Genomic DNA, 18855 nt, shown 5'->3' with positions numbered 1-18855 from the left:
GCCCCGTTTCACATCGCCGCCGCGAGTCTGCGGACGCCTTCGCGCAGCTGGTCCGGCGCGGCGGCGGCGAAGGTCAGCCGCAGATACGCCCCGTCCGGCTCGGCCGCGAACCACGGCCGTCCGGGAAACACCACCACCTGCCGCGCCGCGGCCGCGTTGGTGACCTCGACGTCGTCCGCGCCCTGCGGGAGCCGGGCCCAGACGTGCAGCCCACCGGCCGGCACGGTTTCCGTCCGCAGCGTCGGTGCCCGCACCGCCAGCTCCTCGAGGAGCACCGCACGACGGACCCGCAGCTGGGCGGACAACGCCTTGAGGTGCCGTGGCCACGCCGGCGACGTCACCAGGTCGAGCGCCGCCTGCTGCAACGGCCCCGCGACGAAGAAGTCGTCGAGGACCCGGGCCGCCCGCAGCCGGGCGCCGGCCGCCCCGCGCGCGCCGATCGCCGCGACCCGCAGCCCGGGCGCGGCCGACTTGGTCAGCGACCGCAGATACACCACGTGCCCGTGCGGGTCGTCGGCGACGAGCGGCCGCGGCGGGCCGTCGTCGATCGCCAGGTCCCGCGCGTAGTCGTCCTCCAGCAGGAACGCGCCCGCGGCCCGCACCGCCGCCATCACCTCGGGCCGGCGGGCCGCGGACAGCGTCGCGCCGTGCGGGTTGGCATACAGCGGCTGGCAGTAGAACAGCCGGGCGCCGGTGCGCTGGAACGCCGCCGCCAGCAGGTCCGGCCGCACCCCTTCGCCGTCGGCGGGCACGGGCACCACGCGCAGCCCCGCGGCCCGCGCGGCGGCGAGCGCGCCGAGATAGGTCGGCGCCTCCACGAGGATCGTGTCGCCGGCCGCGCACAGCGCCCGGAACGCGGTCGACAGCGCCGACTGCCCGCCGGGGCAGATGCACATGTCCTCGGCCCGCAGCCCGCCGCCGGACGTGCGGGCGAACCAGGCGCGCAGGTCCTCGCGCCCCTCGACCGGTCCGCGCTGCCACGACGCCGGGTGCCGGGCCGCCCGCGCCAGGGCCGCGCCGAGCGCCGCCGTGGGCTGCAGGTCGGCGTCGAGATAGCCGCTGGACAGCGGGATCATGCCGGGCCGCGGGACGGCCAGGAGCGCCTGCATCGCGTCCTCGCCGGGCGGCCGGGCGCCCAGCGCGATCGACTGCCAGCTCAGGTCGGGCGCCGCGGTGTCGCGGGGCCTGCGCATGACGAACGTGCCCCGCCCGGGCTGCGCGTCGAGCACGCCCTCGGCGGTCAGCGCGCGGATCGCCCGGGTCACCGTCACCGGCGACGCCTGATGGCGGGCGCTGAGCTCGCGCACGGTCGGCAGCCGCGTCCCCGGTGCCGCCGCGGTCGCCAGCGCCCGGAGATCTTGGATAACGCGAGCGGCTGCGTTATCGTCATTCATGAGAGACGAGAATAGCGTTACTCCCGCCAGGGCGGTAACAGGGATCCTGCTGGGACTGCTCGGCGTCCTGTCCTTCAGCATGTCGCTGCCGGCCACCCGGGTCGCGGTGGCCGATCTCGACCCGTGGTTCGTCGCGTTCGGCCGGGCCGTCGGCGCCGGGCTGCTCGCGCTCGGATATCTCGCGGTCACCCGCGCGCCGCGCCCCACGCCGCAGCAGTGGCGGCGGCTCGCGGTCGTGGCGCTCGGCGTCGTCGTCGGCTTCCCGCTCTTCACGTCCCTCGCCCTGGTGACCAGCACCGCCTCGCACGGTGCGGTCGTCATCGCGCTGCTGCCCGCCATCACCGCCGGGTTCGCCGTCCTGCGCAGCGGTGAGCGGCCCTCCCCGGCGTTCTGGCTCGCCGGTGGCGCCGGGCTCGTCGCGGTGCTGGTGTTCCTGGTGGCCAGCGGCGCCGTCCGCGGCTCCGTCGGCCTCGCCGACCTGTTCCTGCTCGCCGCCGTCGCGCTGTGCGGCCTCGGCTACGCGGAGGGCGGGGCCCTCGCGCGCGACCTCGGCGGTGCCCGCACCATCTGCTGGGCCCTGGTCCTGTCGCTGCCCGTCACCACCGCCGTGACCGTGGTCTCCGTCGCGCTGCGGCCGCCGCACGCGTCGGCGGGCGCCTGGACCGGGTTCGCCTACGTCACCGTCATCTCCATGTTCCTGGGGTTCTTCGCCTGGTACTCGGGGCTCGCTCGCGGCGGGGTCGCGAAGATCGGCCAGCTGCAGCTCTCACAGCCGGTGCTCACCATGGCGTGGTCCGCGCTGCTGCTGCACGAGCACGTGCCGGCGGGCGCCGTCGCGGCGGCGGCGATGGTACTGGCGTGCGTCGCCCTCACCCAGCGGCTGCGCTCGGCACCGAGGCGGGTTGACGACATTGGCCACTACGCGACTGATCTTCGTTGAGCCGTACACCAGCATCACCGCGTGAAGAAAGTCTTCCTCATCCTCGGAATCATCGCGGGCGCGCTGCTGCTGCTCTGTTGCGGCGGCGGCGTGGCTCTGTACTTCTTTGCCGACACCAACTCCTACGCCAAGCCGTCCGACGCCTGCGCCACGGTCACCGGCGCGCAGGGCTTCGCCTCGCTCGGCACCGTCAAGGCCCAGCAACCCACGAGCAAGAACGCGTTCGGCCGCACGTACCCGGGCTGCGTCGTCACGTTCGAGACCACCGGCACGCTGACCGTCATGATCGACGTGCCCTCCTCGGCGTCGGACGTGCGCACCCACTACGACACGGTGAAGAAGGCGGCCGACGCCAGCGTGGCGGCCGGCGCGACCGTCGTGGACGTGGCCGACCTCGGCACCAAGGCGTTCGCCATGTACACCACCGCCGGCGGCCTGCTCTACGAGCTCGACCTGTACGACGGCAACCTCTATCTCAGCCTGAACCTCACCGCACCGGAAGGCGCGGCGCTCACCCCCGACAAGGTCCGCACCGACTTCCTCGGCATGGCGAAGTCGATGATGTCCTCGCTTGCGGCCACCTCGTCGTCCGGCGGCGACTGGGACGACTGACGAGCTAGTTTTGGGGCGTGCGTATCGCGTTCGCCGCCGACGACTCCAACGAGACCACCGCGGCCGTCGTCCAGCACCTCACCGTGCATCATGAGGTGCTGGACGTCGCCGTGCCCGGCGCGCCGTGGCCGGACCTCGGCACCGCCGTCGGCCGCGCCGTCGTCGAGGGCCGCGCCGACCTCGGCGTCGTCATGTGCTGGACCGGCACCGGCACGGCGATCGCCGCCAACAAGGTGCCCGGCGTGCGCGCGGCCCTCGCCTGGGATCCGTGGATCGCCCGCGGCGCCCGGCTCTGGAACGACGCCAACGTCCTGGCGATGAGCCTCAAGCGCCTCGCGCCGGATGTCGCGGTCGAGGTCCTCGCCGCGTTTCTCGCCGTCGAGGACCCCGACCCGGAGGAGTCCGCGAACATCGCGCTCCTCGAATGAGCGACACCGGCACCGCTTGACCAAAGCGTGACCTGAACCTCAGCAACCGCATCGCGGAGCCCGAGGTCTTTGCTCAATGAACGGCGACGCACATCGCCGTCACGCGAGCAGCTTCGTAGCCCCAGCACAGACGACTCGACGACCCACATGGTGGGCGCGGTGCATGCCCGCGCCCGTCCACAGTAGAGGGTCGATCGTGGACGCCTGGCGATGCGTGCTGCCCGTGTGCCGAAACACCCTCCACGACCGCACAGTCGTGGCATCCGGAAGGTTCAACACACGTGAATATCAGAACAGGTGCGCTGGTGGCCGGAGCGGTCACCGCGTCGCTCGTGCTGTCCGCCTGCGGAGGCGGTTCGTCCAGCGACAATACCAGCAAGGACGCAGGTCAGAAAGGTGTCTCGGGCTTCAACGCCGCGCTCACCGGGGTGGTCAACCCGTCGGAGAAGAAGGGCGGCACGCTCCGGCTCACCAACCACGACAACCCCGACTCGTACGACCCGGTGCGCGCCTACTACGCGAACATCTGGAACTTCATGAAGGGGTACTACGTCCGGACCCTGCTGACCAACCAGGCCAAGCCCGGTGACGACGGCCTCGTCCTCGCCCCCGACCTGGCCACGGACCTGCCGAAGGTCGAGGACGGCGGCAAGAAGTACACGTTCACCCTGCGCAACGGGCTGAAGTTCGAGGACGGCACCCCGATCACGTCGAAGGACGTCAAGTACGGCGTGGAGCGGGTCTTCGCCTCCGACGTGCTGTCCGGCGGGCCGAGCTACCTCATCGACGTGCTCGACCAGGGGCAGAAGTACCCCGGCCCGTACAAGGACACCGACCCCGACAAGCTGGGCCTCAAGTCGGTGCAGACCCCCGACGACCAGACCATCGTGTTCACGCTCAAGGAGCCGCTGAGCGACTTCCCCTACCTGCTCGCGATGCCGGGCGCCGGCCCCGTGCCGAAGGCGAAGGACAACGGTGAGCAGTACGCGAACCGTCCGGTGTCCTCGGGCCCGTACAAGTTCGAGTCGTACGACCAGGGCAAGAAGGCCGTGCTCGTCCGCAACGACCAGTGGGACCAGAAGACCGACTCGATCCGCAAGGCGCTGCCGGACCGCATCGAGGTCACCTTCGGCACCGCCAACGAGGAGATCGACAACCAGCTCATCGCCGGTGACGTCGACCTCGACCTCGCGCAGACCGGTGTGCAGCAGGGCTCGCAGCCGAAGATCCTGCTCAACCCCGACGTGAAGAAGTACGCGGACGCCCCGACCACCGGCTTCATCCGCTACTTCGCCATCAACACGAAGGTCGCCCCCTTCGACAACATCCACTGCCGCAAGGCCGTGCAGTACGCCACCGACAAGATCGCCATGCAGACCGCCCGCGGCGGCCCCGAGGCCGGCGGCGACATCGCCACCAACATGCTGCCGCCGAACATCGCCGGCCACGACCCGAACCTCGACCCGTTCAACACGAAGTCGGGCAAGCCGCAGGTCGACAAGGCCAAGGAGGAGCTCGCCGCGTGCGGCAAGCCCAACGGCTTCGAGACGGTCATCGCGACCCGTAACGCCGGCAAGGAGCCGAAGACGGCCGAGGCGCTGCAGGCCGCGCTGAAGAACGTCGGCATCAACGCCCGCCTCGACCCGACCGACGCCTCGCTGTACTTCCGCTCCACCATCGGCGCGCCGTCGAACACCCACTCGAAGCAGTACGGCCTCATGATGGCCGGCTGGGGTGCGGACTTCCCGACGGCGTCGGGCTTCCTGGCCGTCCTCGTCGACGGTCGCCTGATCCTGCCCAGCGGCAACAACAACTTCTCCGAGATCGACAACGCCGAGGTCAACAAGCTCATCGACCAGGCCAAGGCCGAGCCCGACCAGAAGAAGTCCGCCGAGATCTGGAACCAGATCAACAAGATCGTCATGGACGAGGCCGTCATGGTGCCGTTCACGTACGACAAGGCGCTCAACTACCGCAACCCCCGCCTCACCAACGTGTACATCAGCCAGTACTACGGCATGGTCGACTTCGGCAGCCTCGGGGTGAGCTGATCGCGATCGCGCGTGCCCGGGTTTGACGAGGGACTGCCCGGGCATGTGGTGACACCTGCGGTTGCCTTGCCTCCTTGGGGCGGTCGCGGGTGTCCTGCCCGGATCCGGTGCTCGCCGGATGCGGGAGGCACAACCTCCGTGCCCGGGTCGACGAGGGACTTCCCGGGCATGCGGTGACGTCTGCGGCCGTCTTGCCTTCTTTGGCGGCCGCAGGTGTCCGGCCCGGATCCGGTGCGCGCCGGACCCGGGCCGCGGCCGTGCGCCGCCCGGCCGTCCGCCGTGTCCCAGGGGCCGGTGCGGGTCAGTAGGCGACGGAGACGCGGTGGTGGATGTGGGCCTGGTCCGTGACGGACCTCAGCATGGCGTCGGCCACGTCGGCGCGCGACAGGGTACGGCCGCCGCGGATGCCGCGGTCGAGCACGGTCCGGTACGGCCGGTGCCCCTGGTCGGTGAGCCGGGGCGGGCTGATCAGGGTCCAGTCGAGGCCGCTGGCGCGCAGGACCCGCTCCGCCTCGGCGAGGTCGTCGAAGTTGGCCTTGAGGATCCGCCGCACGATGGGCTTCGCCACCGCGCGCATGAGCAGGCCGTCGCCGGAGTCCGAGACGCGGCCGGCGGCGTCGACCGAGACGATGCGGCGGACGCCGGTCGCCCGCATGGCGGTGACGGCGGCCCGGGCGCCGTCCGCCTGGACGGTGGTGGGGCCGCCCTTGCGGTGGCCGAGGGCGGACAGCACCGCGTCCCGGCCCGCGACGGCCGCTTCCAGGGCCGCGGCGTCGCCCAGCCCCGCGACGACCACGGTCGCGCCCGGCAGGTCGAGGTCGCGGCGGGTGACGGCGGTCATCTCGTGCCCGAGCCGCAGTCCCTGCTCGATGAGCTGGCGGCCGATCCCGCCCGACGCCCCGAAGACGGTGAGTTTCATGCGATCCCCCTCGTGGTAAGTGAGCACTCACTAACCACTAGAATCGTGGGTGAGTGTTCACTGACTTGTCAAGGGGGAGCGGGCCTTGGGGACGCGTGACGTGATCCTGGACGCGGCCGCATCGGTGCTGCGGACCCGGGGCCTGGCCAACTCCACGACGAAGGAGATCGCCCGCGCCGCCGGCTACTCCGAGGCGACGCTGTACAAGCACTTCCGCGACAAGATCGACCTGATGGTGGCGGTGCTGCACGAGCGGGGCCAGCAGTTCATCCCGATGCTGCTGACCCTGCCCGAGCGGGCCGGCACGGGCACCGTCCGCGGGACGCTGACCGAGCTCGCCACCGTCGCCATCGGGTTCTACCGGGACGGCTTCCCGATGTTCGGCTCGATCTTCTCCGACCCGGCGATCCTCAACGCCCACCGCGACCAGCTCCGCGCCCAGAACCTCGGCCCGCACCGCGCCAACGAGGGCCTCGCCGACTACCTGCGCGCCGAGCAGCGCCTCGGCCGGATCGCCGGGGACGCCGACCCGGCGGCGGTCGCCGGGCTGCTCCTGGGCGCCTGCTTCCAGCTCGCGTTCATCGGCCACTTCACCGACTGCCGGGCCGACCTGGAGTCCGCCACCGCCTTCGTCGCCCAGCTGCGCCTCTGACGGGTCCGCCGGGCTCAGTACCGCAGGATCAGCGCGATCCGGCCGTCGGTGGCGAGGCTGCCGTCGCCGACGAAGGTCACCTCGCCGCTCTGCCGGGCGACGAGCTCGACCACGTCGTCGACGGCGTCGTCGACGAGGGTGCCGGCGGGGCCGCGGGTCGGCTGCTGCTCGGCCGGGTGCAGGTGGTCGTCGTGGATCCAGGCCGGCGTGTGGAAGCTCTCCTCGACGAGCAGGTGCGCGCCGCGCCCCTGCCGGGCGAGCTGCCACACCTCGGGCAGGCCCGCGGCGAAACGGTGCGCGCCGCGCGCCACGTCGAGGTGCTCCAGGGCGGCGATCTGCTCGAAGGCGTGGTGCGCCGCGAGGTGCGAGGCGAGCACCTTGTGCAGGTCGTGCGGACCGGAATGGTCGTAGTTGCCGGGGACGGTGCCGGCGATCTGGCCGCTCCACTCCTCGGCGAAGAAGGCCAGGTACCGCTCGACGCCGAGGACGAACACGGGCCGCGTGTCGAGGGCGTCGACCCGGGCGAGGGCGGTGGAGATGTCGCGGAAGAACTGGCGGTGCCGTTCGTCGCGGTGGGCGCTGGGGTTCTGGCCGTAGTCGCGGGGGAGGCCGAGCGCGCCGCCGGGCCCCTCGTGCGTGAACGGGAATCCGTGCGCCGTCACCTCGACGAGATGGTCGCCGTCGCCGCTCCACAGCCGGGTCGGCTGCTCGGACAGGACCAGCGCCCAGTACCGGTGGTGCCGGGCCGCGTCGGCGACGACGTCGCGGATCTCGTAGGTGTCGGCGACGACGACCCGCTCGGCGACGGGGGTCTCGAGGAGGCGGACGTGCACCTGGCCCGGCGAGGCGAACAGCGCGAGTCCCTCGCCGACCTGCCGCAGGTCGACGTGCGCGGCGGCCTCGGCCATCTCGTCGTACACGGCCGCGGCGACGTCGGCGGGGATCGACTCGTCGGCCTCGAGACGGCGGCGGGTCTCCGTGAGGAGGTTCCGCAGCCGGATCGGGTCCTGCTGGTTGGCGGGCGGCGTGCGGTGGGTCGGCATCAGCAGGGACACCGCCGGGTAGCCGCTCGGCGTGAGGGTGGCCAGATCCTTCACCGTCATGCGCCCACCGTCGCGCGCCGCACGGCCACGCGCGCACACCCGGGTCAGGTGAAAGGCCGGAAGCTGAACAGCCGCCCGGTGAGCGGGTCGGGGCGGACCGGGCCGGCGAGGCGGTGCATGCCGACCCGGAACTGCGCGTCGGCGGGGACGGTGAAGGACAGCTCGTTGAACCCGTGCTCGGCGAACAACGACCGCACCTGCAGGCTCGCGTCGCCGGCGCGGGTCCAGATGACGATGCCGCCGGCGACGATCAGGGCGGGCAGCGCCGCGACGGTACGCCGTGCGTCATCGGGACTGATGTTGCCGAAGACACCGCACGCCAGCAGGATGTGCGCCGGACGCACGCCGAGATACGTGGCGGCGTCGCCCGCGTCGGCGGTCCTGACCTCCACCGCGGGCAGGTCGAGGTCGTCGGCGGTCTCCCGGGCCCGGCGGGCGAGCTCGGGGTCGAGCTCGACGAGCAGCGCCCGCACCCGCCGGTCGTGCTCGGCGACGACGGGCAGCACGTCCCGTCCGTCGCCGGCGCAGATGCTGACGATCCGGCGCGTGCCGTCCGGCGCGCTGGGCGCGGCGCTCAGCGCGCGGCGCAGGTTCTGCCGCACGACCTCGAGGCGGTGTGCCAACGGGGACCCGGGCGAGTCGTAGCCCTCGTGCCATTCGACCCAGTCTCTGCTCACCGGCCCATTGAACTAGACGCCCGCGCCGGCTGTCCGAACCGGTTGCCCGAACTAGCCGCCCCGGTGCGTCCGCAGCGAGGCCAGCCGGCCGCCGCCGGTGCGGAAGACCCAGACGAGCGCGGTGTCCCCGACCGAGCCGGTGGCGGTGACCGTGGCGCCGTCGGTGAGGACGCTGTCGAGCCGCACGTCGAGGCCGCCCGGGCGGGCGGCGACGGCCGCCGCCACGGCGTGCGGCCCGCGCACCGACGGATGCCCGTGGTCGGTCCAGTCCGGCGCCAGCAGCGAGTCCACTGTGGACGTGTCGCCGGTGCGCCACATGGCGAAATACCGGCGCACCAGGTCGGCCGGGTCCGCGGGGTCGTCGAGCCGGGCCAGTGCCGAGGGCGGCAGGTCCAGGTCGAAGCCGGCGAGGTTGTCGGCGAGCTGGCCGGCCGTGCGCGGGCCGATGATGACCGACGTGACCCCGGCCTGCCGCCTGGCCCAGGCGATCGCGACGGCGACCGGGGTGGCCCCCAGCCCGGCGGCGACGTCGGCGGCGAGGCCGGCCTGCCAGTCGTGCCGCGGCTGCAGCATCGACGCCGCCCAGCCGCGTGCCGCGTCCGTGCCCATCGCCCGCAGCCGGGCGACCCGCGAGCCGTCCTCGACGGTCCCGCCCCGGTAACGGCCGGCGAGGACGCCGCCGCCCAGCGGCGACCACACGATCGCGCCGACGCCCAGGCGTGCGGCGGTGGGCAGCAGCTCGGCGAGCGCGGACCGGGCGATGAGCGACAGCTCCGGCTGCACGCTGACGAACGGCGTGGCGCGCAGCCGGGCGGCGGTCCAGTGCGCGTCGACGAGCTGCGCGGCGGTGACGTTGGAACAGCCGACGTAGCGCGCCTTCCCGGCGCGGACGAACCCGTCGAGGGTCGCCAGGGTCTCCTCGACCGGGGTGCGGGCGTCCCACTGGTGGCACTGGTAGAGGTCGACGTGGTCGGTGCCGAGGCGGCGCAGGCTCGCCTCCAGGGCGCGGGTCAGGTGCGCCCGGGACAGGCCGCGGTCGTTGGGGCCCGGACCCTGCGGCATGCCGGCCTTCGTGGCGAGCACGACCTCGTCGCGGCGGCCGCGGATCGCCCGGCCGACGATGCGCTCCGACTCGCCGCCCGCATAGGCGTCGGCGGTGTCGATCAGGTTGTGGCCGGCGTCGAGGAACGCGCCGACGATCCGGGCGGCGGCCGGCTCGTCGCAGCCGCGGACGCCGCCGGTGGTGCCGAAGTTCATCGTGCCGAGGGCGGCGGCGGACACCCGCAGCCCCGACGCGCCCAGGTTGACGTGGTCCATGCCGGCTCCCCGTATGATCCGGAACGAATGTTCCGCATGCGACCATACGGAACAGCTGTTCCGGTTGTCAACGACAGGTGGTGAAGCGTGCGGGCCGACGCCGAACGCAACAGGGGGCGGGTCCTGGAGGCGGCCGAGGAGGTCCTGGCCCGCGACGGCCTCGCGGTCTCGATGCGCGCCGTCGCCGAGCGGGCGGGGGTCGGCCTCGGCACCATCTACCGGCACTTCCCGACCCGGGAGGCGCTGCTGCAGGCGATCGTCGTGGAGCGGATGCGCCGCCTGGTGGAGTTCTCTGATCCGCTGCGCACCGCGGCGGACCCGGCGGCGGCGTTCTTCGCGTTCTTCACCCGCATCGTCGCCGAGTCCGCCCGCAAGAAGGCCATCGCCGACGCGGTCGCCGGTGCCGGCCTCGATCCGAAGGAGGGGCTCGGCGGCATCGGCGGCGACATGCGCGCCGCCATCGAGGCGCTGCTGGGACGGGCGCAGGCGGCCGGCGCGATCCGCGCCGACCTCGCGATGCCCGAGGTGCTCGCCCTGCTCAGCTCGGCGTGCCTGGGCGCGGAGCGGCACCAGTGGGACGACGGGCTGCGCGACCGGACCCTCCGCCTCCTCTTCGACGGGCTGCGCGCCCCATAGTCGGGATGGCCATATATTGACAGTCGTTGAATCCTGAAGCTTGAATTCCAACGATGACGGAGCGGGCGCTGGTCGAGTTCAGCGGCAGCCGGGGCGGGGTCTGCGGGCTGAGCTGGGGACAGGTCGCGATCTGGCGGGCCATCCAGCGGATGGTCCCCGACGACGCGGCGCTCAACATGAGCTGGGTGACCGACCTGGAGGGCGAGGGCATCTCCACCGGCACGCCGCTGTCGCGGATCACCGCCACCGTCCGCACGGTCGTCGAGCGGCACGAGTCGCTGCGCACCAGGGTCCGCGAGGACGGGGACGGCACGCCGCTGCAGGACGTCGCGGCCGCCGGCACGATCGAGGTCCACGTCGTGGACGCCACCGCGGACACCGCGGCCGCCGAGGCCAGGGCGCTGCAGGAGCGGCTGACCGCCCCGGCGTACGACTACCCGAACGACTGGCCGTTCCGGGCCGGCGCGGTGCGGGTCGGCGACGTCGTCACCCACGCCGTGTTCGGCATCTGCCACCTCGTCACCGACCGCGGCGGGCTCACCGCGCTGGTCCGCGACGTCGTGCTGGGCCTGCGCGGCGAACCCCTCGCCGACTCCGAGGACCGGCAGCCCTACGACCAGGCCCTGCACCAGCGGTCCGGCGCGGGCCGCCGGCAGAGCGAGAAGGCGCTGCGCTACTGGTCCAGGCACCTGGAAGCCGTGCCGCTGCGGCGCTTCCCCGCCGAGGCGCCCCGCCCGGAGGGCGAGCCGCCGTTCTGGGCCGCCACGCTCGGCTCGCCCGCCGGCGACCTCGCCGTCACGCTGCTCGCCGGGCGGGAGCAGGTCAGCACGTCGGCCGTCATCCTCGCCGCCGCGGCGGTGCAGCTCGCCCGGCAGACCGGCGCCCGCGAGACGGTGGTGCAGGTGATCGTCAGCAACCGCTTCCGCCCCGGGCTCGCCGGCGCGGTCGGACCGGCGTCGCAGGACGGTCTGTGCGTCATCGACGTCGGCCCTCCCGAAGCACCCGACGACCTCCTGCCGGTGATCGGCCGGACGATGCGGGCGTCGCTGCAGGCGTACCTGCACGCCCAGTACGACCCGGCGGCGCTGGACGACCTCCTCGCCGGGATCGGCGCGGCGCGCGGCGGCGAGGTCGACCTGTCGGTGTCGTTCAACGACCGCCGCTTCGACGCGCAGACCCCGGTCGCCGCCGGCGCGACGGTGACGCCGGCGGCGATCGAGGCGCTGCGCCCGGCGACGACCCTGCGCTGGGAGCGGGTCGAGCACTACGGCGCCCGCTACTTCCTGCACGTCAACGCGGTCCCCGGCAGCCTCGACCTGACGTTGTTCGCCGACACGGCGGTCCTGCCCGCCGCCGCCGTCGAGGCGCACCTGCGCGGCATCGAGGAGCTGCTGCTGCGGGCCGCTGCAGAGGCCGCGGTCGCGGCGTGACGTGCGCGCCTACGCGGACGCCACCTCGTGCCCGCCCGGCGGGACCCTGCGCTTCACCGTCCTGGCCGCCGCCGGCCCGGTGCGCGTCGACGTGCTCGACGCCACCGACGACGAGCTGCTGCTGACCGCGACCGCCGAGGGTCCACAGTGGACCCTGACGGTGCCGGACGGCTGGCGCAGCACGCTGTGCCGGGCCGTGTTCACCGCCCCCGGGGGCACCGACGAGGTGTGGTTCGTGGTCCGCCCGGCCGCGCAACGGCGGCGGATCCTGGTGTCGGTGCCGTTCGCGACGTGGCAGGCGTACAACCGCTCGGGCGAGCCGGGGGAGGGGCTGTACTTCGCCGAGGAGGCGACCCGCGCCACGACCGTCACCTTCGACCGGCCCGGCGGCGGCCCACCGCCGGAACGCTGGGAGGACGGGCTGCTGCGCTGGCTGCGCCCCGCCGGGTACGCCGTGGACTACTGCTCCAACCTCGACCTGCACCGGCTCGGCGGCGCCCTGCTGCGCGGCTACCGGCTGTTCGTCGTCAACGGCCACGACGAGTACTGGTCGAAGGAGATGCGCGACGCCGTCGAGGCGTTCACGCTCGCCGGCGGCAACGTCGCCTACTTCGCCGGGAACACCGCCTTCTGGCAGGCCCGCTTCGGCGACGGCGGGCGGAGCATGACCTGCTACCGCGACGCGGTCCGCGACCCCCTCGCCGTGACCGACCCGGCCCGCGTCACCGTGGAGTGGTCCAGCGCGCCGGTGCACCGGCCGGAGAACACGATGACCGGCGTCAGCTACCGGCACGGCGCCGGCGCCTGGGGCGACTTCATGGACGTCATGAACGAGGCCGAGTACACGGTCCGGTTCGCCGGGCACTGGGTGTTCGCCGGCACCGGCCTCGCCGACGGCGACCGGTTCGCGCTCGGCGCCGTCGGGTACGAGACCGACGCCGCCCTCTTCGAGGAGGTCGACGGCGTCCCGAGGATCACCGGCCGGGACGGCACCCCGGCGTCGTTCGTGATCCTGGCGACCGCGGACCTGCGGCACTGGCGGCACTTCGGGCAGGGCGGCCACGCGACCATGGGGGTGTTCCGGCTCGGCGCGGGGACCGTGTTCAACGCCGCGACCGTCAACTGGGGCAGCGCCCTGGGTCAGGCGGCCGTCGACCGCATCACCCGCAACGTCCTCGACCGGCTGTCCACGACCGGCACCGGCGGCTGGGAGGTGATCGGGCCGGCGCCGGACCTGGTCGCGCTCGCCGCCGCCGAGCACCGGCTCTTCGGCCTCACCACCGGCGGCGACCTCGTGCACCGTGAACTGTCGGGGCAGAACCTCGCCTGGCGCCGCATCCCCGGCAGCGCCGCCGGCGACCCGCCGGTCTGCCTCGCCGCGCCCCGCGAGGCGGTGTCGGGGCTCGCCGTCGGCCTCTACGGCGTCACCCGGGCCGGGCGGCTCGTCTACCGGGAGCCGATCGTCGACGCCGCCGGCTGGGTCGAGTTCGGCGCCGCTCCCGCTCGTACCGACGCCATCGCCGCCGCGGACGGCACCCTCTTCGCCGTCGACGGCGACGGCTGCCTGTGGTGCCTCACGCTCGCCGCGCTCGCCGCCGGTGACACCACGTGGACCGCGATCGGGCCGGCCGGCGGGGTGCGGGCCGTGACGGGCGCGAGCGGGCTGCTGTTCGGCGTCGACGGCGACGGGCGGATCGTCACCCGGCCGCCGGTCCGCGCGCCGCTGGGCTGGACCCCGCTGACCGGGCCGCAGCCCTACACCCTCCTCGCCGGCAGCGCCGGCGGTCACCTCGTCGGCGCCGCGACCGGCCTGCCCCTGGTGTGGCGGGAGAAATAGACCGTCGTATTGGCGTGGCCCCTAGAAAACCCGCAGAGTCAAGTTACCCACGCGTGCAGTGAGGTTGATCACCTGTCGTTGGATGATCTTGCCTAATGTGCAAGTTTCAACTCTTGAACACCTGGAATGTGCAAGGTCACGGGGACCTTCACAGGAAAGGAGGTGATCGAGTGAGACGGATCAACCCGAAAGGGTGGCCGGAGCACGAGCGGGCCGTGGCGACACTGCGCGCCTCGTACGCCGCGGTGCCGGACGGCAGCCCGGTCCGCCTGGCCAAGAAGACATCCAACCTGTTCCGCCCGAGATCGGCGGCAGGGCCCGCCGGACTCGACGTCAGCGGTCTCGACGGCGTCGTCGAGATCGACCCGCTCGCCCGCACCGCCGACGTGCAGGGCATGTGCACCTACGAAGATCTCGTCGACGCCACCCTGCCGCACGGACTGATGCCGCTGGTCGTGCCGCAGCTGCGCACCATCACACTCGGCGGTGCCGTCACCGGACTGGGCATCGAGGCCACGTCCTGGCGGCACGGCCTGCCGCACGAGTCGGTGATCGAGCTCGACATCCTCACCGGTGCCGGCGAGATCGTCACCGCCCGCCCCGACAACGAGCACGCGGTGTTGTTCGCGGCGTTCCCCAACTCGCTGGGCAGCCTGGGGTACGCCACCCGGCTGCGCATCGAGCTGCAGCCCATCACCCCGCAGGTCGCCCTCCGCAACATCCGCTTCGACGACGTCGAGGACCTCCTCGAGGCCGTCGCGGAGGTGATGCGGACCGGCCGCTGGGACGGCACGGACGTCGACGTCATGGACGGCGTCGTCTTCCGGCCCGAGGAGTCCTACCTGGTGCTCGGCGAGTTCGCCGGCGGCACCGGACCGGCCAGCGACTACACCGGCCAGTCGATCTACTACCAGTCGCTGCGCGCGAAGGCGACGGACCGCCTTACCGCCTACGACTACCTGTGGCGGTGGGACACCGACTGGTTCTGGTGCTCGGCCGCGTTCGGGGCGCAGCAGCCGCTCGTACGGCGGCTGTGGCCGACCCGGCTGCGCCGCAGCGACGTCTACCACCGCATCGTGCGCCTGGAGAACCGGTACGGCGTCGCCGCCAGGATCGACCGGCTGCGGGGCAACCCCGACCGCGAGCGGGTCGTCCAGGACGTCGAGCTTCCCCTCGCGCTCACCGGCAAGTTCCTGGAATGGTTCACGTCCAACGTGCCGATGGCCCCGATCTGGCTCTGCCCGCTGCGGCTGCGCTCCGGCACGACCTGGCCCCTCTATCCGATGCACGCGGGCGAGCCCTACGTGAACGTCGGATTCTGGGGCACCGTCCCGATCGTGCCCGGTGCCACCGACGGCGACGTCAACCGGGCCATCGAGGAAAAGGTGTCCGAGCTCGGCGGCCACAAGTCGCTGTACTCCGACGCGTACTACGACCGCGAGACCTTCGACCGGCTCTACGGAGCCGAGGCGTACCGCGCCGTGAAGGACCGCTACGACCCCGGCCACAGACTGACCGACCTCTACGACAAGGTAGTGGGGCGACGATGACCATCACCAACAAGCGTTTCTCGGCGCCGCGGCAGCGTCCGCCGATGCCCACCGTCGCGGACATCGTCCGCGCCGTCACCGACGGCGAGCCCGCCGTGCGCATCACCGCGTACGACGGCAGCTCAGTCGGGCCCGACACCGCGGCGATCACCCTGCACGTCGCCTCCGAGCGCGGGCTGACCTACCTGCTGACCGCCCCCGGCGACCTCGGCATGGCGCGCGCCTACGTGACGGGCGACCTGGAGCTGCACGGCGTGCACCCCGGCGACCCGTACGAGGCGCTCAAGGCGCTCGAAGGCGGGCTGCAGCTGCGGATGCCGTCACCCGCCGACGCGCTGCGGCTGGTGCGCGGCCTCGGCTGGGAGCGGCTGCGCCCGCCGCCACCCCCGCCGCAGGAGCACCTGCCCAACTGGAAGCGCACGCTCAACGGCCTGCGCCACGGCCGCGGCCGCGACGCCGAGGCCATCCACCACCACTACGACGTCTCCAACGCCTTCTACGAGAAGGTCCTCGGCCCGTCCATGACCTACACCTGCGCGGTGTACCGCTCGCCGAGCGACACCCTCGAGCAGGCCCAGTCCAACAAGTACGACCTGGTCGCCGGCAAGCTCGCCCTGAAGCCCGGCATGCGGCTGCTCGACGTCGGCTGCGGCTGGGGCGGCATGGTCCGGCACGCGGCCCGCGAGTACGGCGTCAAGGCCCTCGGCGTCACGCTGTCCCGCGAGCAGGCCGCGTGGGCGCAGGCGGCGATCGAGCGCGAGGGCCTGGGCCACCTCGCCGAGGTCCGCCACCTGGACTACCGCGACGCGCCCCTGGAGCACTTCGACGCGATCAGCTCCATCGGCCTGACCGAGCACATCGGGCTGCGCAACTACCCCCGGTACTTCAAGACCCTGCGCGACCGGCTCAAGCCCGGCGGCCGCCTGCTCAACCACTGCATCACCCGGGCGGACAACCGCACCTCGCACCGCACCGGCGCCTTCATCGACCGGTACGTCTTCCCCGACGGCGAGCTCGCCAGCCCCGGCAAGCTCGTCAGCGCGGTCCACGACATGGCGTTCGAGGTGCAGCACGAAGAGAACCTGCGGATGCACTACAGCTACACCCTCGCCGGGTGGAACCGGAACCTGGTGGAGCACTGGGACGCCTGCGTCGACGAGGTCGGCGTCGGCACCGCCAGGGTCTGGGGCCTCTACATGGCGGGCTCCCGCTTCGCCTTCGAGCGCAACCAGATCCAGCTGCACCAGATCCTCGCCACGAAGACGACCCGGCTGGGCGACTCGTCGTACCCGCTGCGGCCCGACTGGACCGCGTAACCCACAGGCACGGCCGGCGGCACGTCTCCAGCGGGAGGCGTGCCGCTTGTTTTCGGCGCCATATATCTGTTAGAAATATCTGGCAGATACATGAGGATGGGTGCATGAGCAGATCCAGTCAGACGCAGGTGGCGGTCCTCGGGGCGCTCACCGTCGAGCCGATGACGGCATATGCGTTGCGGGAGGCGATCCGGGACGTCCTCGGACACTTCTGGAGCGAGAGCTTCGGGCAGATCTACCCGACGCTGCAGGCCCTCGAAGACGAGGGCCACGTGCGGCGGCAGGAGGGTGCCAGGGCCCGGTCGTCGGTGTTCGTCATCACCCCGTCCGGGACGGTCAGGCTGATCGAGCTGCTCAACGAGCCCGTCCAGGAGAACCCGCCGCGAAACGGGCTGCTGCTGCGGCTCTTCTTCGGCCGGGTCCTCGGCCGGGAGCGGTGCCGGGAGCTGCTGCGGGGCGCCAAGGACGCCGCCGAGGCGCAGCTCGCCGAATACGAGCGGCTCCTGGCGCACCTCGCCGCCGAGGAGGGTGACACGCCCGACTGGCCGTACATCCGCATGACCGTCCTCGCCGGGATCCACCACACCCGGGCGGCCGCCGCCTGGGCGGAAGAATGCCTCGACACGCTCCAGGGAGAGCCATGACCCGCGCCCGGCGCAACTTCGTCCTCTTCAGCATCGCCGTCGTCGGCGCCGGGTGGCTCGGGGTGGCCGCCGACGTCGCCGCCGGCACCCCGCTCGCCAACGAGGCCGCGTTCAGCGACAGCGGCGGCACGCCCGGCATGCTGCTGTTCATCCTCGGGCCGGTGGCGACCGCGCTGGCGCTGTATTTCGCCTCCCGCGACGGCGCGGGCCCGCTCGGGCTGACGCTGCGCTTCCCGCACCGGGCCCGCTGGTTCGGCGCGGCGGCGGGCCTCTATCCGGTGCTCGCCGCGATCACGATCGGTGCCGGGCTCGCCGCCGGCGGGGTGACGCTGTCGCTGACGGGCGGCGAGCCGTTCCTCGCCGCGTTTCTGACGGTCCTCGCCGTGCAGGTCGTCAAGAATCCCATCGAGGAGTTCATCTTCCGGGGGTACGGCACCCGCACGGCGATGGCGCTCGACCTGCCCGGAAAGGCCACGCCGCACCTGCTCGTCGGCGTCGTCTGGGCCGCCTGGCACCTGCCGCTGTATCTGGTGTGGACGTCGGACGCCGACATGCGCCTGGTGACGTCGCTGTCCTGGCCGCTGTTCCTGGCGCTGATGTTCGCCGGCCTGACCGCGGCCGCCCTGGTCTACGGCGAGCTGCGGGTGCGGACCGGCTCGATCTGGCCCGGCGTCGTGCTGCACAGCATGACCAACGCGATCGTGACCCCGCTGGTCGTCGACGGGCACCTGCGCTTCACCGGCCACGCCGACGCGTGGTTCTCCCCGGCCGCCGCCTCGGTCGTCATGACCCTGCTCTTCGCCGGCCTCGGGCTGCTGTTCGTCGCCCGCCGCCCGCGGCGCCGGCCCGGCGACGTGATCCAGGCACCGGCGCCCGTGACCGTGCGGTGAGGCTCAACGCTCCTCCACCCGGCCGAGCACCGGTTTGACGTCGACGATCGGGGTGCCGTCGAGGGCTTCCAGGCCGCTGACGTGCACGCGGGTGCCGTCGACGGCGAGGATCGTGACGCGGTGCAGGCCGACCGGGTTGGGCCGGTCGGGGGAGCGGGTGCTGAAGACGCCGGTCGCCGGGCGGCCGGTGTCGCCGCGGGGATGGACGGTGAGGGCGGTGCGGTCGGCGCGGTCGAGCCAGGTGAGCAGGAACACGTCGGTGCCGGCCGTGAGGTCGCGCAGCGCCGGCTCGACGGCCGCCGTGAAGCGCAGCCAGGCGTCGGGAGCGCCCTCGTCGCCCTGCCTGGGCGCCTGCGCACGGTCCAGCAGGGGCGACTCGACCCAACCGACCGGTTGAACGACGAAATCGGTCATGGAGGTCGACCGTACAGGCTCACGGCGAGTTCCCAGCCGAAGTCC

The 18855-nt window shown here is 72.8% G+C and carries 18 protein-coding genes; 12 read left to right on the top strand and 6 right to left on the bottom strand.

Annotated features, from left to right (window positions below):
- Positions 1–8 precede the first annotated feature (8 nt).
- The gene (locus ACZ6TV_RS34650) at positions 9–1394 is read right to left on the bottom strand and encodes an aminotransferase-like domain-containing protein (protein ID WP_465301951.1); all 1386 of its coding nucleotides are present in this window, start codon (positions 1392–1394) and stop codon (positions 9–11) included.
- Here ACZ6TV_RS34650 and ACZ6TV_RS34645 point away from each other — a divergent pair.
- The 4 genes from ACZ6TV_RS34645 (at position 1393) to ACZ6TV_RS34630 (ending at position 5425) form a co-directional block, all read left to right on the top strand.
- Positions 1393–2334: a DMT family transporter gene (locus ACZ6TV_RS34645; RefSeq protein ID WP_465301949.1), complete on the top strand. Its 942-nt coding sequence runs from the start codon at positions 1393–1395 to the stop codon at positions 2332–2334. The genes ACZ6TV_RS34650 and ACZ6TV_RS34645 overlap by 2 nt on opposite strands.
- A gap of 21 nt (positions 2335–2355) precedes the next feature.
- Positions 2356–2946 carry a hypothetical protein gene (locus ACZ6TV_RS34640; RefSeq protein ID WP_465301947.1) on the top strand — a complete coding sequence of 197 codons (591 nt, stop codon included), beginning with the start codon at positions 2356–2358 and terminating at the stop codon, positions 2944–2946.
- A 17-nt stretch (positions 2947–2963) separates the two neighbouring features.
- The gene (locus ACZ6TV_RS34635; RefSeq protein WP_465301945.1) at positions 2964–3374 is read left to right on the top strand and encodes an RpiB/LacA/LacB family sugar-phosphate isomerase; all 411 of its coding nucleotides are present in this window, start codon (positions 2964–2966) and stop codon (positions 3372–3374) included.
- Positions 3375–3655: 281 nt separating this feature from the next.
- Positions 3656–5425, top strand: a complete 1770-nt coding sequence (locus tag ACZ6TV_RS34630) for an ABC transporter substrate-binding protein (protein ID WP_465301943.1) — start codon at positions 3656–3658, stop codon at positions 5423–5425.
- Positions 5426–5726: 301 nt separating this feature from the next.
- On the opposite strand, the gene ACZ6TV_RS34625 is transcribed toward ACZ6TV_RS34630, so the two are convergent.
- Entirely contained in the window at positions 5727–6344 is a 618-nt protein-coding gene (locus tag ACZ6TV_RS34625; RefSeq protein WP_465301941.1) for an NAD(P)-dependent oxidoreductase, read from the bottom strand.
- A gap of 85 nt (positions 6345–6429) precedes the next feature.
- On the opposite strand from ACZ6TV_RS34625, the gene ACZ6TV_RS34620 reads away from it, so the two are divergent.
- Positions 6430–6996 carry a TetR/AcrR family transcriptional regulator gene (locus ACZ6TV_RS34620; RefSeq protein ID WP_465301939.1) on the top strand — a complete coding sequence of 189 codons (567 nt, stop codon included), beginning with the start codon at positions 6430–6432 and terminating at the stop codon, positions 6994–6996.
- A 14-nt stretch (positions 6997–7010) separates the two neighbouring features.
- Here ACZ6TV_RS34620 and ACZ6TV_RS34615 read toward each other — a convergent pair whose 3' ends face one another.
- From ACZ6TV_RS34615 to ACZ6TV_RS34605, 3 genes are read right to left on the bottom strand one after another with little or no spacing between them, the layout of a single operon-like run.
- Positions 7011–8099, bottom strand: coding sequence for a baeRF3 domain-containing protein (locus ACZ6TV_RS34615; protein WP_465301937.1), 1089 nt, complete (start codon positions 8097–8099; stop codon positions 7011–7013).
- A gap of 44 nt (positions 8100–8143) precedes the next feature.
- A complete protein-coding gene (locus ACZ6TV_RS34610; RefSeq protein ID WP_465301935.1) occupies positions 8144–8776 on the bottom strand; it encodes a class I SAM-dependent methyltransferase family protein in 633 nt (210 codons plus the stop codon).
- 51 nt (positions 8777–8827) lie between these two features.
- Positions 8828–10093, bottom strand: a complete 1266-nt coding sequence (locus ACZ6TV_RS34605) for an aldo/keto reductase (protein ID WP_465301933.1) — start codon at positions 10091–10093, stop codon at positions 8828–8830.
- 87 nt (positions 10094–10180) lie between these two features.
- On the opposite strand from ACZ6TV_RS34605, the gene ACZ6TV_RS34600 reads away from it, so the two are divergent.
- The 7 genes from ACZ6TV_RS34600 (at position 10181) to ACZ6TV_RS34570 (ending at position 18396) form a co-directional block, all read left to right on the top strand.
- A complete protein-coding gene (locus ACZ6TV_RS34600; protein ID WP_465301931.1) occupies positions 10181–10729 on the top strand; it encodes an SbtR family transcriptional regulator in 549 nt (182 codons plus the stop codon).
- A gap of 53 nt (positions 10730–10782) precedes the next feature.
- The gene (locus ACZ6TV_RS34595) at positions 10783–12159 is read left to right on the top strand and encodes a condensation domain-containing protein (RefSeq protein WP_465301929.1); all 1377 of its coding nucleotides are present in this window, start codon (positions 10783–10785) and stop codon (positions 12157–12159) included.
- A 1-nt stretch (position 12160) separates the two neighbouring features.
- Positions 12161–13996: a N,N-dimethylformamidase beta subunit family domain-containing protein gene (locus ACZ6TV_RS34590; protein WP_465301927.1), complete on the top strand. Its 1836-nt coding sequence runs from the start codon at positions 12161–12163 to the stop codon at positions 13994–13996.
- Between the two features lie 179 nt (positions 13997–14175).
- Entirely contained in the window at positions 14176–15546 is a 1371-nt protein-coding gene (locus ACZ6TV_RS34585) for an FAD-binding oxidoreductase (RefSeq protein WP_465302051.1), read from the top strand.
- On the top strand, positions 15543–16862 hold the full coding sequence (locus tag ACZ6TV_RS34580; protein WP_465301925.1) for a class I SAM-dependent methyltransferase: 1320 nt from the start codon (positions 15543–15545) through the stop codon (positions 16860–16862). The genes ACZ6TV_RS34585 and ACZ6TV_RS34580 overlap by 4 nt, the downstream gene beginning before the upstream one ends.
- Positions 16863–16966: 104 nt before the next feature.
- Positions 16967–17506: a PadR family transcriptional regulator gene (locus ACZ6TV_RS34575; RefSeq protein ID WP_465301923.1), complete on the top strand. Its 540-nt coding sequence runs from the start codon at positions 16967–16969 to the stop codon at positions 17504–17506.
- Positions 17503–18396, top strand: a complete 894-nt coding sequence (locus tag ACZ6TV_RS34570) for a CPBP family intramembrane glutamic endopeptidase (RefSeq protein ID WP_465301921.1) — start codon at positions 17503–17505, stop codon at positions 18394–18396. Before ACZ6TV_RS34575 ends, ACZ6TV_RS34570 begins: the two co-directional genes overlap by 4 nt.
- Before the next feature lie 3 nt (positions 18397–18399).
- On the opposite strand, the gene tsaA is transcribed toward ACZ6TV_RS34570, so the two are convergent.
- Positions 18400–18810: a tRNA (N6-threonylcarbamoyladenosine(37)-N6)-methyltransferase TrmO gene (gene tsaA / locus ACZ6TV_RS34565; RefSeq protein WP_465301919.1), complete on the bottom strand. Its 411-nt coding sequence runs from the start codon at positions 18808–18810 to the stop codon at positions 18400–18402.
- Between the last annotated feature and the right edge of the window lie 45 nt (positions 18811–18855).

This window comes from Dactylosporangium sp. NPDC051087 (assembly GCF_055586325.1).
Note: the sequence above shows the minus strand (reverse complement) of the source record. Positions and strands in the feature narration are given on the sequence as shown.